The sequence below is a fragment of the Hyphomonas sp. J20-32 genome, assembly GCF_055808555.1.
Genome location: NZ_CM147873.1, coordinates 1,337,573 through 1,352,379, shown reverse-complemented (window position 1 = coordinate 1,352,379; position 14,807 = coordinate 1,337,573). Strand labels below are relative to the sequence as shown.

16 protein-coding genes are annotated in these 14,807 nt (G+C 61.3%); 10 read left to right on the top strand and 6 right to left on the bottom strand.

Annotation, left to right across the window (positions count from 1 at the left end):
• Positions 1–26: 26 nt before the first annotated feature.
• Genes AC0L7I_RS06780 through ilvC form a run of 5 tightly spaced genes read left to right on the top strand, consistent with a single transcriptional unit; the run spans position 27 to position 4,842 of the window.
• Entirely contained in the window at positions 27–1,823 is a 1,797-nt protein-coding gene (locus tag AC0L7I_RS06780) for an acetolactate synthase 3 large subunit (protein ID WP_473398790.1), read from the top strand.
• A gap of 38 nt (positions 1,824–1,861) precedes the next feature.
• Positions 1,862–2,560 carry a hypothetical protein gene (locus tag AC0L7I_RS06775; RefSeq protein WP_473398789.1) on the top strand — a complete coding sequence of 233 codons (699 nt, stop codon included), beginning with the start codon at positions 1,862–1,864 and terminating at the stop codon, positions 2,558–2,560.
• Entirely contained in the window at positions 2,557–3,126 is a 570-nt protein-coding gene (gene ilvN, locus AC0L7I_RS06770) for an acetolactate synthase small subunit (RefSeq protein WP_473398788.1), read from the top strand. The genes AC0L7I_RS06775 and ilvN overlap by 4 nt, the downstream gene beginning before the upstream one ends.
• A complete protein-coding gene (locus AC0L7I_RS06765; protein ID WP_473398787.1) occupies positions 3,123–3,776 on the top strand; it encodes a hypothetical protein in 654 nt (217 codons plus the stop codon). Before ilvN ends, AC0L7I_RS06765 begins: the two co-directional genes overlap by 4 nt.
• Positions 3,777–3,822: 46 nt before the next feature.
• Positions 3,823–4,842, top strand: a complete 1,020-nt coding sequence (gene ilvC, locus AC0L7I_RS06760) for a ketol-acid reductoisomerase (RefSeq protein WP_473398786.1) — start codon at positions 3,823–3,825, stop codon at positions 4,840–4,842.
• A gap of 33 nt (positions 4,843–4,875) precedes the next feature.
• On the opposite strand, the gene AC0L7I_RS06755 is transcribed toward ilvC, so the two are convergent.
• Positions 4,876–5,547, bottom strand: coding sequence for a GH25 family lysozyme (locus AC0L7I_RS06755; protein ID WP_473398785.1), 672 nt, complete (start codon positions 5,545–5,547; stop codon positions 4,876–4,878).
• Between the two features lie 23 nt (positions 5,548–5,570).
• Between AC0L7I_RS06755 and AC0L7I_RS06750 the strand changes: the two genes are divergently transcribed.
• A complete protein-coding gene (locus AC0L7I_RS06750) occupies positions 5,571–6,203 on the top strand; it encodes a bactofilin family protein (protein WP_473398784.1) in 633 nt (210 codons plus the stop codon).
• A 4-nt stretch (positions 6,204–6,207) separates the two neighbouring features.
• Here AC0L7I_RS06750 and AC0L7I_RS06745 read toward each other — a convergent pair whose 3' ends face one another.
• On the bottom strand, positions 6,208–6,804 hold the full coding sequence (locus AC0L7I_RS06745; RefSeq protein ID WP_473398783.1) for a tetratricopeptide repeat protein: 597 nt from the start codon (positions 6,802–6,804) through the stop codon (positions 6,208–6,210).
• Positions 6,805–6,969: 165 nt separating this feature from the next.
• Here AC0L7I_RS06745 and AC0L7I_RS06740 point away from each other — a divergent pair, with 165 nt between their 5' ends.
• The 3 genes from AC0L7I_RS06740 (at position 6,970) to AC0L7I_RS06730 (ending at position 9,857) form a co-directional block, all read left to right on the top strand.
• Complete coding sequence (locus AC0L7I_RS06740) at positions 6,970–7,941, top strand: oxidoreductase (RefSeq protein ID WP_473398782.1); 972 nt, start codon at positions 6,970–6,972, stop codon at positions 7,939–7,941.
• A gap of 25 nt (positions 7,942–7,966) precedes the next feature.
• The gene (locus AC0L7I_RS06735) at positions 7,967–8,821 is read left to right on the top strand and encodes a class I SAM-dependent methyltransferase (protein ID WP_473398781.1); all 855 of its coding nucleotides are present in this window, start codon (positions 7,967–7,969) and stop codon (positions 8,819–8,821) included.
• Between the two features lie 190 nt (positions 8,822–9,011).
• A complete protein-coding gene (locus tag AC0L7I_RS06730) occupies positions 9,012–9,857 on the top strand; it encodes a GGDEF domain-containing protein (RefSeq protein WP_473398780.1) in 846 nt (281 codons plus the stop codon).
• A 7-nt stretch (positions 9,858–9,864) separates the two neighbouring features.
• Here the strand turns inward: AC0L7I_RS06730 and AC0L7I_RS06725 are convergent, their stop codons facing one another.
• On the bottom strand, positions 9,865–12,312 hold the full coding sequence (locus AC0L7I_RS06725; protein ID WP_473398779.1) for a sensor histidine kinase: 2,448 nt from the start codon (positions 12,310–12,312) through the stop codon (positions 9,865–9,867).
• 199 nt (positions 12,313–12,511) lie between these two features.
• Here AC0L7I_RS06725 and AC0L7I_RS06720 point away from each other — a divergent pair, with 199 nt between their 5' ends.
• Complete coding sequence (locus AC0L7I_RS06720) at positions 12,512–13,108, top strand: EF-hand domain-containing protein (protein WP_473398778.1); 597 nt, start codon at positions 12,512–12,514, stop codon at positions 13,106–13,108.
• 31 nt (positions 13,109–13,139) lie between these two features.
• On the opposite strand, the gene AC0L7I_RS06715 is transcribed toward AC0L7I_RS06720, so the two are convergent.
• The 3 genes from AC0L7I_RS06715 to dapB form a co-directional block, all read right to left on the bottom strand.
• A complete protein-coding gene (locus AC0L7I_RS06715) occupies positions 13,140–13,445 on the bottom strand; it encodes an HPr family phosphocarrier protein (protein WP_473398777.1) in 306 nt (101 codons plus the stop codon).
• Positions 13,445–13,849 (bottom strand): PTS sugar transporter subunit IIA, encoded by a 405-nt coding sequence (locus AC0L7I_RS06710; protein WP_473399120.1) that lies wholly within the window; start codon positions 13,847–13,849, stop codon positions 13,445–13,447. Before AC0L7I_RS06710 ends, AC0L7I_RS06715 begins: the two co-directional genes overlap by 1 nt.
• A 100-nt stretch (positions 13,850–13,949) precedes the next feature.
• Entirely contained in the window at positions 13,950–14,783 is an 834-nt protein-coding gene (gene dapB, locus AC0L7I_RS06705; protein ID WP_473398776.1) for a 4-hydroxy-tetrahydrodipicolinate reductase, read from the bottom strand.
• Positions 14,784–14,807 lie beyond the last annotated feature (24 nt).

Below are 14,807 nucleotides of genomic sequence, written 5' to 3'. Positions count from 1 at the left end.
TCCATCCCAGATTTCCGAGAGCCCTCATGACCATAGCCACCAAGCCCAAGACGCGCGCCGCCAGCCCGGCCCCGACTGAACCCCGCATCATGACCGGGGCCCAGATCGTTATCGAGGCCTTGCGCGAACAGGGCGTAGACTCGCTCTTCGGCTATCCGGGCGGCGCCGTTCTGCCGATTTATGATGCGCTGTTTGCTGCGCCGGACCTCCGGCACATCCTGGTTCGCCATGAGCAGGGCGCCGGCCATGCCGCCGAGGGCTATGCCCGCTCGACCGGCAAGCCGGGCGTTGCCCTTGTTACCTCCGGTCCCGGCGCAACCAATATGGTCACCCCGATCACGGATGCGATGATGGATTCCATCCCCATGGTTGTCCTGTGCGGCCAGGTTCCCACGCATCTCATAGGCACGGACGCCTTCCAGGAATGCGACACGACCGGCATCACGCGTAGCTGCTCCAAGCACAACTATCTCGTCACCGACGTGAACGACCTGGCACGCGCCATCCATGAGGCTTTCCTGATTGCGACGTCCGGCCGGCCTGGCCCGGTCGTGATCGACATCCCGAAAGACGTCCAGTTCGCCACCGGCACCTATATCGGCAAGGAAGGCGTCCGCAAGCCGACCTACAACCCGCGCACAATTCCCCAACCCGAAGCCGTTTCGGCTGTTGTGGACCTGATCATGGCGTCCCGGCGCCCGGTCTTCTACACGGGCGGTGGTGTCATCAATTCAGGTCCCCGCGCTTCCAAGCTGCTTCGCGAATTGCAAGCGGCAACCGGCATCCCGGTCACATCCACTCTGATGGGGCTTGGCGCCTTTGCGGCCTCTCACCCTGACTGGCTCGGAATGGTCGGCATGCATGGCAGTTTCGAGGCCAACAATGCCATGCACGACTGCGACCTCATGATTTGCGTCGGAGCCCGCTTCGACGACCGGGTCACGGGCCGGATCGATGCCTTCTCGCCGAATTCCAAGAAAGTCCACATCGATATCGACCCGTCTTCGATCAACAAGATCGTACGCGTCGACGTGCCTGTTCTCGGCGATTGCGCAGCCACGCTGCAAGCGATCCTGAAGGAGCTTGGCGCCCGCAAGGGCAAGAAGCCGAATCTCGCCGACTGGCAGAAGCAGATTGCCACCTGGCGGGCTCGTGACTGTTTCGCCTACACCAACTCTGACGCCGTGATTAAACCGCAATACGCAGTCCAGCGCCTCTACGAGCTCACCAAGGACCGGGAGACCTATATCTCCACCGAAGTCGGCCAGCACCAGATGTGGGCCGCCCAGTTCTTCCATTTCGAGGAGCCCAATCACTGGATGACCAGCGGCGGCCTCGGCACGATGGGCTATGGCCTGCCCGCTGCCGTCGGAATACAGGTCGCCCATCCGAAAGCGCTCGTTATCGACATTGCGGGTGAAGCCTCGATCCAGATGGTAATGCAGGAATTTTCCACAGCCGTTCAACACCGCCTGCCGGTCAAGGTGTTCATCATGAACAATGAGTGGATGGGCATGGTGCGCCAGTGGCAGGAATTGCTGCATGGCGAGCGCTATTCTCACTCCTATTCGGAAAGCATGCCGGACTTTGTTAAACTGGCCGAGGCGCTGGGCGGCCACGGCATACATTGCGACAAGCCGCAGGAACTCGATGCGAAGATCCAGGAAATGATCGACCATGATGGTCCGGTCCTGTTTGATTGCCGCGTCGAAAAGGCTGAAAACTGCCTGCCGATGATTCCGTCGGGGTCTGCTCATAATGAGATGATCCTTGGGGAGATAACTGGTAACGAGGTCAGTGACGCCGGGAAGAAGCTGGTATAGCAGCCGGACAGGCATCGGGTTTTGGGACGGGTAATGTAATGAGTATGAGCGAAATCTTCGCCCTGCTGCGCGAACACCTTGATGTGGTGATCGCGATCGCCTCAGCGCTGGTCGCCCTTGTCAGCGCGGTCGCCGCGCGCGCAGAAACGCGGCATCAGCGCCGCCTCCAGACAGAACGCCTGCGCCAGAGCATCGATTCAGCCAGCCTCGAATGGGGCAACCACGCGATCGACGCGCTCGGCCGCGCGGCCATGTTTGCACGCACCCGCCATCTGCAGGCCAATGACGCGACCTTCGCCGGTGGCAAGACCAGCCTGCTGATCGGCTTGTCCGCCCTCGTCGAACGCGGTCGCATGTTCTTCCCGAATCTCAATGCCGACAACAAGGGCGCGGACAAGGACGGTGCCTATCGCGGCCACCGCCCGCCCATCCTCGATGCCATCATGTGGGCCTATTTCGAACTTGACGCCATGAAACGCGAAGGCGGCCCGACGGGCGACAACAGCGCAGAATTCATTGACGATTGCCGCCGCCTTATGGTGTCGGAACTGCAGGCACACCTTGATCCTCGCCGCCTCGACAAGGTGGTCGAACGTTATGACGACCAGACCCAGGAAAACCGGCGCGACGCCATTGACCGCGCTGCGGCTCTGAAGGCCCGCCTTGAAACTCGCAGGCCGGGACTTGTGCTCGACGCAACCCGGGCACCGGACACGCAATCGGAGACAATGCAATGAGCGACGGCACAATCGCAGACACACCCGTCGGCCCGAAGTCGGCCTATTTCCTGTCGCATGCTGACGAAGCTGTCGAACGGCGTACGCTTGCCGTTCTCGTTGACAACGAACCCGGTGTCCTCGCGCGCGTCGTCGGCCTGTTTTCGGGCCGTGGTTACAACATCGACAGTCTCACGGTTGCCGAAGTCGATGCCAGCCAGCATCGCTCGCGCATTACCATCGTCACCCAAGGCACGCCGCATATCCTGGAACAGATCGAAGCGCAGCTGCTACGTATCGTTCCTGTCGGCGAAGTGATCGACATCACGAAATCGAAGCGCGGCATTGAGCGCGAATTGTCCCTCATCAAGGTTGCAGGCACCGGTGAAGTACGCGTCGAGGCACTTCGCATTGCGGAGATTTTCCGCGCCCGCGTCATCGATACGACAAATGAAAGCTTCATTTTCGAACTGACCGGCGCCTCTGACAAGATCAGCCAATTCATCGACCTGATGCGCCCGCTCGGCCTGGTGGAAGTCAGCCGGACCGGTGTGCTCTCGATCAAACGCGGAAAGGAACAGGGATGAAGGCATTCCGATTTCTTCTCCTCTGCGGCCTCCTTTGTGCTGGTGCCGCCAGCGCGGTTGAAGACGCGCCTGAAAGTTGCCGGCCCAAAGTGGCGGGCACGGCGCTGGCGCTTGCCGGTGAAGCTGAAAAGGCCCAGATGCAATGCGACATCGATCGCGCCGATCATCTCGTGGCGCGGTCCGCCCGCCTGCAGCCCACCACACGGAACCCGGCAATCCGCATCGTCGACACCGCATCGCCCAGCGGCGCAGCTTACATTTACGATGTCATCGGTGCGGCACCGTCCTACTGGCTCGAGGCACGCTCGGTGCCAAGCGAAGACAATGAGCGCAGCCGAGTCCCTGTTTGCAAGCTGAGCACCGGCCTGCCCGATGATGTCGCCAAGCGCTTGGTGACGATGCTGGCCACGGTCGGATCGAAGGACATTCCGGACTATGGTCGCCGCGAAGAGGTTTCGATCAACCCGGACGGATCGCGCCGCGTCGTCCTGCTGCTCGATACACATGACATTGTCACAACGATCGAAACGCCCGGTCAGACCCTTCATTTCTCTCGTCATGCAAAAGCGTCCGACGAAATCGCCCGGATCAACCAGATGATCATAGGCGTTGCCAATTTCAGCGATGGCTGGACCTGCAACGCCAACTGAACCTTATCCTATCAACCCCACCCTAGAGCGGAGCTTTTTGAAGCCAATGAAAGTTTATTACGAGCAGGACGCGGACCTTTCCCTGATCCAGAAAAAGAAGGTCGCCGTCATCGGCTATGGTAGCCAAGGCCATGCGCACGTCCTGAACGCACGCGATAGCGGCGTCAAAGACATTGTCGTCGGCCTGCAGGAAAACTCCGCCAGCCGCGCCAAGTGCAAGGCCGAAGGCCTGAAGGTCATGACTCCGGCCGAAGCCACAAAATGGGCTGATGTCGTGATGATCCTCATTCCGGACGAACTTCAGGCTGTCGTCTGGGCAAACGAAATCGAGCCGCACACGCGCGAAGGCCAGCACATCATGTTCGGCCACGGGTTCAACATTCACTACAACCTGATCCGTCCGAAGGCCGGGGTCGACATTTCCCTGTCCGCGCCCAAGGGCCCGGGCCACACACTGCGTGCACAATACCAGATGGGCTTCGGCCTGCCGGGCCTCATCGCCATCCACCAGGATGCGTCCGGCACCGCCAAGGATGTTGCCCTCTCCTATTCGAAGGCCATCGGCAACACGCGGGCCGGCGTCATCGAGACATCGTTCCGTGAGGAGACAGAAACGGACCTCTTCGGCGAACAGGCTGTGCTCTGCGGCGGCATCGTCGAACTGATCAAGGCCGGCTTTGAAACCTTGGTCGAAGCCGGGTACGCGCCGGAAATGGCCTATTTCGAATGCCTGCACGAAACCAAGCTGATCGTTGACCTGATCTATGAAGGCGGCATCGCCAACATGAACTACTCGATCTCGAACACCGCCGAATACGGTGAATACGTTTCCGGACCGCGCGTTGTGAATGCGGAGACCAAGGCCGAGATGAAACGCGTCCTGACCGATATCCAGGATGGCACGTTCGCCCGCAACTGGGTGCTCGAAAACCAGGCCGGCGCTCCAAGCTTCCACGCCAAGCGCGCCCGCATGAACGACCATCTGATCGAGGAAGTTGGAGAGAAATTGCGCGGTATGATGCACTGGGCGCAGAATGACCGCCTGGTCGACAAGGCCCGCAACTAGGACTGCGAATACACGATCGGCATGCCGGATTGTCTATCCATCCGGCATGCCGCCTGCGGCCCTGTTCAGGTCCACCGGGCCTTCTATCCCCGCCATCTTGCCTTTCATCGAATGCTGCCAGATGGCGTAGGGCATGCCCGGCGCGCCATCGACGCTCCGTATCCAGAGCGGGTAATTGTCGAAGTATCCGGCGATCCAGTCTGAATGAAATTCCTTCGTCGCGTAAAGCACGGGGCGCGCGCCATACTCGGCTTCCAGCCTGTCGAGAAATTCCTTCATCTCTGCCCGTGTACCTTCCGCGTCACGAAACGGCGCACAATTGTGAGCATATTCGAGGTCGACGGCCGGTGGCAGCGTGCCGTCGCGCACTTCGACCGACTGGATGAAATTGTCCGCCTGTTCCTTCGCCGGCTTGCACAGGATGTAGAAATGGTAGGCGCCGACATCGTATCCGCGCCGTGTCGCCTCGATCCAGTTCACCTGAAAGTCGGGATCCTTCCAGTCGCGTCCCTCGGTGGCCTTGAGATACACGAATTCGATGCCTTCCGTGTCGAGCGCGTCCCAATCCACGCGCCCATTGTGGTGCGACAGGTCGATCCCCCGTGCGCCCGGCGGCAGTAGACCCGGATCGGGCGTCCTCGTCTGCGCCGGCGTGCAGGCGACCAGTACCAGAAACGCCAAAAACAAGGGGAATCGCAGGTTCATACTATCCAGTCTGGCATGCAAACATGGCTTCGTCGCGGCCAAAGCGTTGCAGTCCAGAGACTCAACCTGCGACAGGCTTCCAAGCGGGAAAATTCGCCTATGGCATGTATTTTGCTTCGATTTATCCGAAATGCAGTCACCCAGGGATCGGACAAATGGCCAATCAACCTTCACAATCGCGTGCCTCCCGGCCGCAGAATGGTAACTTCCTTACGGCAGGCTCCGTGCTTGAAGGGAAAATGACATTCTCAGGTCCGACCATGGTGTCGGCCCATCTCAAGGGCGACATTTCCACCGACAGTCTCCTCTTCATCGAAGCCGGCGCCGTCATCGAAGGCAATGTCACTGGCACGGTCATCATCGTCCACGGAGAGATCAAGGGGTCCGTCAATGCCAGTGAAATGATCGAGGCCTGGCCGGGTTGCCGGCTTGAAGGCCGGGCCTTTGCTCCAAGCATGCGGGTTGACGAAGGCGCGAGCATTCTCGCTGATCTCCTGATAGCCCCAACCTGCCCTGCCGACTGGTTGTCCCCTGTCGAGACTGAGACCGTTCACGCTCCGGCCACACAGCCGGCGCCTGTGGCGCGCCCGGCGGCGCTACCGCCATTCGTCAACACGATGTTCGGCCAACCTGACGAAACCGCCACAGGAAGCTAAGGCGTCAGCGTCCCGCGCCGTCCTTCAGCCGCTCCCACGTATCGTCATTCGGGTCATAGGCCGCCAGGCCGGTGATCCGGTCACAGGCCCATTTGTATCCCGTGTCGCAGGCCGACTGGAGCACACGCGTGCCTTCGGCGACATTCTTGGGCCCGCCCTTCCCCGCGAACATCATGTTGCCATAGCCGGCACAGCCGCTCACTTCGCCCAGGTCACACGACTTTTTGTACAGGCGCCGGGACTCGGCCAAGTCCTGCTCCATGCCGAGGCCCTTGGTGGCGAGATAAGCCAGCGCCGCACATCCGTCCGCGTCTTCGCCCGTGCACGCCTTGCGATAGGCTTTTGCGGCGGCCTCATAGTCCTGCATGCCGCCCCAGCCCTTGCGATAATAGTCGCCCAGCTTGGTGCAGGCTGCGTAGTCCTTCGTGGCGCAATCGCGAATGGCGTCCGACCGCCCCGCCCGATCCCTGGCAAGGTTTTCTGTCGCCTGCTCGACCGCGATTTCTGCTTGCGATCTTTCAACCTGCTGGCCCTGCGCAAGGGCTGGTGTTGCTGTCAGGCTCGCGGCTGTCATGAATATCAGGCTGGCAAGAAGGCGCATGGGATCACTCTCTGAATGATAATGTGTAACACCCATCATATACGCCTCACCCCGTTGGCGTCCACGTGGCGTGCTGCTTAAGAAATCGTAACCCACCCTTGCCGCCACACCATCATCGGCGCAAACTCCGCTCAACATGCAATATCTTCGGGAGACATAAGGCACATGGCCGCACAGGACCAGCTACCCATCGGATCGGGCTTCAATGCCAAATCGACCGCTCGAGAGGTGCTGGAAGGCATCGATCTGACGGGCAAGAACATCATCGTCACCGGGGGATATTCGGGCATCGGGATTGAAACTGTCCGCGCGCTTGCCGGCGCGGGGGCGCGTGTTACCGTTCCGGCACGGCGGGTCCATGTAGCTGAAGAAGCATTGGCGGACGTCGCAGGCGAAATCGAAATCGCCGCGATGGACCTTGCCGATCTCAAAAGTATCGAAAAATTCACGCGCGAGTATGATGAGACCAAGCGCGGGCTCGACATCCTGGTCAACAATGCCGGCATCATGGCCTGCCCCGAAGGCCGCGTCGGTCCCGGCTGGGAACGCCAATTCGGAACGAACCATCTCGGCCACATGGCGATGAGCCTGGCGCTCGCGCCATCCATGCAACGCGCGGACTCGGCGCGTGTCGTCGCGCTGTCCTCGATCGGTCACGCCCGTTCTGACATCCATTGGAACGACCCGCACTTCAACAACACGCCTTATGACAAATGGGACGCCTACGGGCAGGCCAAATCGGCCAATGCCCTCTTCGCTCTCGGCGTGGACCATCGCGGCCGGGACGTTGGCGTCCGGGCCTTCTCCGTGCATCCCGGAGGTATTTTCACGCCGCTGCAGCGCCACCTTTCAGACGAAGAGATGGTCGCGCTCGGATGGAAGGCTGCCGACGGCACGATTCCGCCGCAGGTCCAGGAACGCTTCAAGTCACCGGAGCAAGGCGCTGCCACCAGCGTCTGGGCCGCAACTTCGCCCAAGCTCGCGAGTCGCGGCGGCGTCTATTGCGAAGACTGCGACATCGCCCAGCTCGCCACGGCTGACAGCGAACGCTGGGAACACGCCCGCCCGTGGATTTGTGACGACGAGAAGGCTGAACGCCTTTGGACGATGAGTGAGAAAATGCTGGCTGACGCCTGAACCCAGGCGCTTTGGAGGAAACAAGATGAAATACCTGTTCACCGCCCTGCTCGCCTCCGGCCTTGCGGCATCCTGCACCACGCCGCCACCTCCCTCCGAACCGGCGAGCTTGGTTGACGCGGACAGTGCTGCGCCCGAACCAAAATCAGCAAGTGTTGCCGAATCCGCTCCCACCCCTTTCGACTATGCCAGCGTGTTCGGGCAGGATGACCGGCCCGCAGCCGACTATGAGCAGTATGCGGTCCGCAAATCGGAACAGGTTCTCGCCTTCACCGGCATCGCACCCGGTATGACAGTCGTCGACATGGAAGCGGGCGGCGGTGTCTATACGGAACTCTTCTCGCGTATCGTCGGCGACGCGGGCACGGTCTACATGCAGAACCCGGCCGCGTTCGATGCCTTTCTCGGCGACGCCGTCGCGACCCGGGTCGATGGGCGACTCTCCAATGTGGTCAAGGTCAAGTCTCCTTTCGATGACCTGTCAGCCGTGGCGGATGGCACCGCCGACAGGGTCACATGGCTGCTAGGCCCGCACGAACTCTGGTACACACCAGATGGAGCCGAACCCGGTGCCCTCGGCGATCCCGACGCTACTTTCGCCGAAATCGCCCGCGTCACCAGGCCGGGCGGATCTTTCATCGTGCTCGATCACATGGCACCCGTGGGCGCTCCGGCTACAACCGGAGGCGACACGCACCGCATCGACAAAGCCATCGTCATATCCCTCGCTGAAGCCCATGGTTTTCGCCTCGCCGAGGAGAGCGACCTGTTCGCCAACCCGGACGATGACGGAACCGTGAATGTTTTCGACCCTTCAGTTCGTCGCAAAACTGACCGCTTTCTCCTCAGGTTCGAAAAGAACCCGTCCCCGGATCGGTAGCGGAAACAACGCCGCTCCGGCTTCCGGTCAGCCCGTTCGTTGTGGCTTCGCAAGTATTAACGGCGCCCGGAAAAATCTTTATGCCCTCTTCAGGTCACCTGAACGCCAATAAAGTAGTTTCCTCCGATTAGCCGTGGAGGGACAGCTGTTGAATCCCAAGGGATTCTTGACCAGGTGGGTGCGCGCACGAATGCACCCGAAATTGGAGTCGGGTACCGACGCCCTGCGCGTGGCTATTGGATCAACGCTGATCGTTCTGGCGATAATCGCGCTCGGCGAGTTGACCATATCCACTATCATGGGCACGAATCTGTGGCTTGATCTGGCGCGCGGCATGTTCATCGGCACACTGATCGCGTTTCCGACCTTGCTCTACAATGCGATTGTCCTGCGCCAGAATGTCATCCTGCAGCGCAAGTATCGCAGCGCCTATCGCGTGGCGACGCGCAATGCCGAGGACATTATCGGCAAGAACCAGGAACTGGAGGCCGCGCAGATGCGGCTTGCCGAGCTCGCCAATTCCGATTTCCTGACCGGTCTCGCAAATCGCCGCCGGTTCGAGCAGTCTTTCGCAGACGCCTTTGGCGCAGCCGGCCTTGGCGGTGCCCCCTTCACGCTGATCCTGCTAGATCTCGACAATTTCAAGCAGGTCAATGACGTCCACGGCCACGATGCTGGCGACGCCGTCCTTCAACACGTTGCAGTGCGTATCCGCAAGGCGATCGGCGATCGCCCCGGATTCGGCGCCCGCCTGGGCGGCGATGAATTCGCGATCCTGCTGTGGGAAACCTTCGATGGCGCCGATGCCGCTGCGTTTGCCGCAGAACTCCAGGATTCGCTTGCCCTGCCACATGTCTATTTCGGCAAGCCCCTTGTGGCGCGATCAAGCATCAGTCTTGGCTTCTATTCTGCCGCATTCGATGCGGCCTCGGAAATGTTTGTGGCGACGGACAAGGCGCTGATGAGCCACAAGCACAGCGGCCGGGTCGGTATAGCCCTCGCTGGCACAGTCGACGACCTGTCCCTGGCCAGCTGAGCCAGGCTCAGGCGCGGGCTTCCGCCAGCATAAGTTCCGGCGTGCCACCATGCACCACCGCCTGCGCCGGCAACCAGCACGTGACTTCCAGCCCGCCGCCTTCGACCGGTTTCATTCCAACGGTTCCGCCATGCAGGTCGACGAAATGTTTCACCAGCGCAAGTCCAAGACCCGCACCGCGCTGGTCGCCTGAAACGAAACTGTCAAAGCTCGTCGCACGCTTGTCTGCCTCCAGCCCCCTGCCATTGTCGCGCACCGACAGGGTGACCATATCGCCAATCCGCTGTGCCGAGACCACGATCTCGCCACCAGATTCCGTGAAGCGGAGCGAGTTGGAGATGAGGTTGAACAATACCTGCCGGATACGGCGCTGGTCAGCGCGAATGACGCCCAGCTTACCCGTCACATCGGCGCGAACCGTGATTTCCGTATCCTCGGCCTTCGACACGACCATCTCTATGCTTTCCTCAATGACGTCCTGCAACTGGACATCTTCGAGGTCGAGATCCATCCGGCCGGCCTCGATCATTGCAAGGTCGAGAATATTTTCGATCAGTTTCGACAAGTGGTCCGAGGCCGAGAGGATCGCGCTGACATAGTCTGACTGGCGGTCGGTCAATTCGCCATTGCGCTGCGTCTCCAGCAGTTCGGCATAACCAAAGATCACGGTCAGCGGGGACCGCAGCTGGTAGCTGACATTGCGGACGAATTCCGTCTTCAGACGGTCGGCAGCTTCGAACGCCTCTGCGCGGTCGCGCAAGGCGGACTCGACTCGGCGAGTGGCAGTGACATCGGCAAATGCGATCAACGTGTTTCCATCCGGCAACGGATGGGTCAGGTAGGTCAGGATCGATCCGTCAGAGCGTCGCATCTCGCCGGTTGTCGACTGGCGCGCCCGTGCGGACGGATCCGTTATGTGGGCCTTGATTGCATCCCAAATCTCGACATCGTGAAACAGTGGCACGCACGCCTCGATCACGACGGAATAATCCGGCTGGTCCTTCAGCAAATCGTGCGACAGGCCCCACAGGCGCTCGAAAGCGTGGTTGAACAGCTTGAGCCGCCCGTCGCCGCCGAACACGGCGACCGCTTCGTGCAGGTTATCGAGCGTCGAGGTTTGGGTTTTCACGATCGCATTGAATTTGGTCTTGAGATCAAGCTCGCCGGTAATGTCCTTGAACAACAATAACAGCCCGCCCATCGGGTGACGCTGACGCGTCACCGACAGAGTCCGGTCATCCGGCAGCGACCAGATGTCTTCCTTCACCCCGTCAATATCGAGATAGTAGGACAGCTCCTCGGCGCGCCATTCGGCATAGTTCGTCCGCGCGGGCAATTTGCGGCGCTCGCGCAGCCGGTCCAGCAACTGGCCATGGTTTGGCCGGTCGAGCAGGAAGCTCTCGTCGAGATCCCACATGTCGCGGAACGCCTTGTTGTAGAAACTCAGCTTGCGATCGGCACCAAAGATCGCGACGGCATCAGCGACATGGTTCAACGTTTCGTCATGTGCCCGGACATGACGGTTGAGTTCATCGCGCGCATTTTCCTGTGCTGTCACATCAAAAGCCATGGCCCCGGCCCCGCCAGACAGCGGGAACGTCAGAACACGCATCGCGCGGCGTTCGCCCTTGATGACCATATGGCGCGTCTCGTCGATATCGGCGCCTTCGGAAATCGTCTTGCGAGCCTGTTCGGAAGCAGCCTGGTCGAGCATCAGCTGGCGGTCGAGCACGCGGTCCAGATTGATGCCGTCAACCGCTTCGATATAGGCCGGGTTCACCCATTGCAGCTTGCCCATGCCCGACACACGCCAAGCCGGGAACGGCGACTTGCCGAGCATGTCCAGGAACGCCGTCGGATCGCGCGCGATCACCTGGCGGGCCTCTTCCAGCTTGCCGCGGGCGGAACTCTCTTCGAGCCCCTTGATCGTCGTATCGGTTACCCAAACCACAGCCCGCGCGCCAGCCGTGCGGCCATCTGCTTCGAGGAAACGGCCCGACGGCCCAATAATTGTCAGGGAAAATGCTTGTCCGGTCTCGCGCAGTTCGCGCAAGCGTATGCGCAGCGTCGTATCCTGCCCGGCGCTGTCGCGCGCTTCGAGGTCTGCGAGGCCCTCGATGATACGAACGGCCGGATCCACCGAAATGGCATCGTCAGTAAAGCTGAGCAGGCCGGCTAGGGCTACGGGCGATCCATAGAGTTCCGGCGCAACAATCTCGTCGCCATCCGCTTCCAGGGCCTCGCCCTGCCAGACGAGAATCACTCCCGGGTGTGCGCCGAGCACAGACCTGTGTTCGGCCAGCGCGGTTTCAAGCTCTGCAGACCGGTCGCGAAACTTGCGCGCAGCGCCGCGTGCCCCGTCCGAAACCCGTAGTGCCCATAACAGGGCCGCCAGGCCCAGCGAAGCTGCGCCAGCGGACATGATGATCGGCACCTGGTCTGCACTTATCGCCATAGTCTTCCTATTCCATCGCCTGAATCAGCCACCTTTCGGGCAGCCTCAAGAAGTTAACGGAATGCTCTCATTCCATTAAGGCGGCGTTAACGAGACGGTAAGACGCGCACTCAACCCATGCAAGGTAACTGAAACGTCATGTTGCAAATAAACCACAGCGGCATAGTCTGCCCGTCTGGTCACTCTCCGGGAACCGCTCATGCGTCCACGCTATCTGGCATCCACCCTGACTGCGCTTGCCTGGCTCGCCGCGCCATGCCTGGCGCAGAGCGTCGGCGCAACTGAGACGGCAAGCCTGGTTGAATCGGACGTTCAGGATGGCGAGGCCATCGACGATATCGTGCGCCTGCCCGGCCAGAGCCGCCTCAAGCCGGATGCCCCGCATGGACGGCACACATCAGGCCGGCTCGTCCCGGGTGGCGGCCTGATCGTAAGCTTCGACGCCAATGATGATGGCCACGTCACGCCGGACGAACTCCGGACGGGCGCGGTAGCGGCATTCACACTGGCTGATGCCAATTCTGACGGATCATTGAGCGCCCTAGAGCAGCAGGACTGGGCCAACAACCTGCCGACACGCGATGATACACTGGCCAATCCCGTCCGGTTCGATCCCAATCTCGACCGCGTGGTCAGCGTCGGGGAATTTGTTTCCGTGGTCGCCCAGCTGACCGCCGACCACGCTGATCCGGATGGGAACATCTACCTGTCCAAGCTTGCCGCGCCTGAGCCCAGGGAACCCGGCAAGCGCCTGTGGACCGACGTCAACGATGAGAATGTCCCGATCCGGCGTTAGCTCCGCGAACAGTATCGGAATCCCTGCAGGATCAACAGATATCGTCGTCCTGGCCCTGTTCCCCAAAACCGTCGGCTATCAGGCTGGCGATCGCTGTCACGGCTTCGGGCGCTTCCGGGCCTTCTGCGCGCAGCTCGATTTCGCAGCCCATGTGCGCCACCAGCATCAGCAGGTCCATGATCGAACGCGCGTCCGCGCTTTCGGCCTCATGGTGGACGGTGACATTGGCATCAAACTCGCCTGCAAGCCGCGACAGCCGCGCCGAGGCCCGTGCGTGCAGGCCCTTCCGGTTCACGATCATCACGCGCTGGGTCGCCGTTGTCGTCGCTGGCTGCACTAGGACGACTTCGCCAGCAGGTCGGATGCGATACTGATATATTTTCGGCCCGCTTCGGCGGCGACTTTCGCAGCCTCCGCCATCGACATCTCGTTGCGCACTTCAGCGAGCTTGATCAGCATGGGTAGATTGACCCCCGAAAGGACTTCGATCTTGCCGGCGCCCATGACAGACATGGCCAGGTTGGATGGGGTGCCGCCGAACATGTCCGTCAGGATGATAACCCCTCGCCCGCGGTCGCAGGACTTGGCCGTTTCGCGGATCTGGTCGCGGCGCGCCTCGATATCATCCTCAACTTCAATGGATATCGAACGAAAGCAGGGCTGCTCGCCGACCACATGTTCTGTGGCGGCGACGAGTTCACGAGCAAGCTTGCCGTGGCTGACGACAACGATGCCGATCATGCCGGAACCTTCCAGGGCCATTCTTAACGAACTTGTCATGCTGCCACGCATCGGCGCGGCGTCAACCCTGATTCAACCGTTGCGCAGGCTGGCCGCCACGTCAGGCGTCGGCCAGTCCCAGCACGTCATCCATGCCGTACAGGCCCGGCTTGCGGCCTTTCACCCAGGCTGCGGCCTGCATGGCGCCATGGGCAAACACCGCCCTGTCGAGCGCCTGATGGCTGAGGGTCACGATTTCCATGTCGGAGCCAAGGCTGACCGAATGCTCGCCGATCACATCGCCCATGCGGCGCACTGAAAAGCCGATCCGGCCGGGCACGCGGGCGCTGTCCGGGCCGTCGTAGGGCGGACTCCGAAGCGCGTCCAATGTCGCACCCCGTCCTTCCGCTGCTGCATCCCCCAGCATCAATGCCGTCCCTGAAGGGGCATCCACCTTGCGCCGATGGTGCGTTTCCAGGATTTCGATATCCCATCCATCACCCAGACGGCTCGCCGCCATTCTGGTGAGGGCCTGCAGCAGGTTGACGCCGACGGAGAAATTCCCCGCCTTGACGATTGCCAGCCGCTCGGCCGCCCGGGCAACTTCTTCCTCCTGGACGACACTCAACCCGGTCGTACCGATCACCACGCCGCTGACGCGCGTATGCTTCAGCGCGTCGAGCGACGCCAGCGTCGCCGCCGGACGCGTAAAATCGATCCAGACATCCGCATTCGCGGCCGCCGCGACAGGGTCGGTCACGGGCCGGATCCCCAGCGACTGGCGTCCCGCCAGTTCGCCGATATCCCGGTCGAACGGCCCACTTCCCGGCGCCTCTGTCCCGCCCACGACTGACAGGCCAGCATCGATTGCACCTGCCACGAGCTGGCGGCCCATCCGCCCGGCAACACCGGCAATGGCAACACTCAGCGCGGCCTGGATTGTTGTGTCAGTCATCTCGGTCCTTCCGGATAAGCGAGC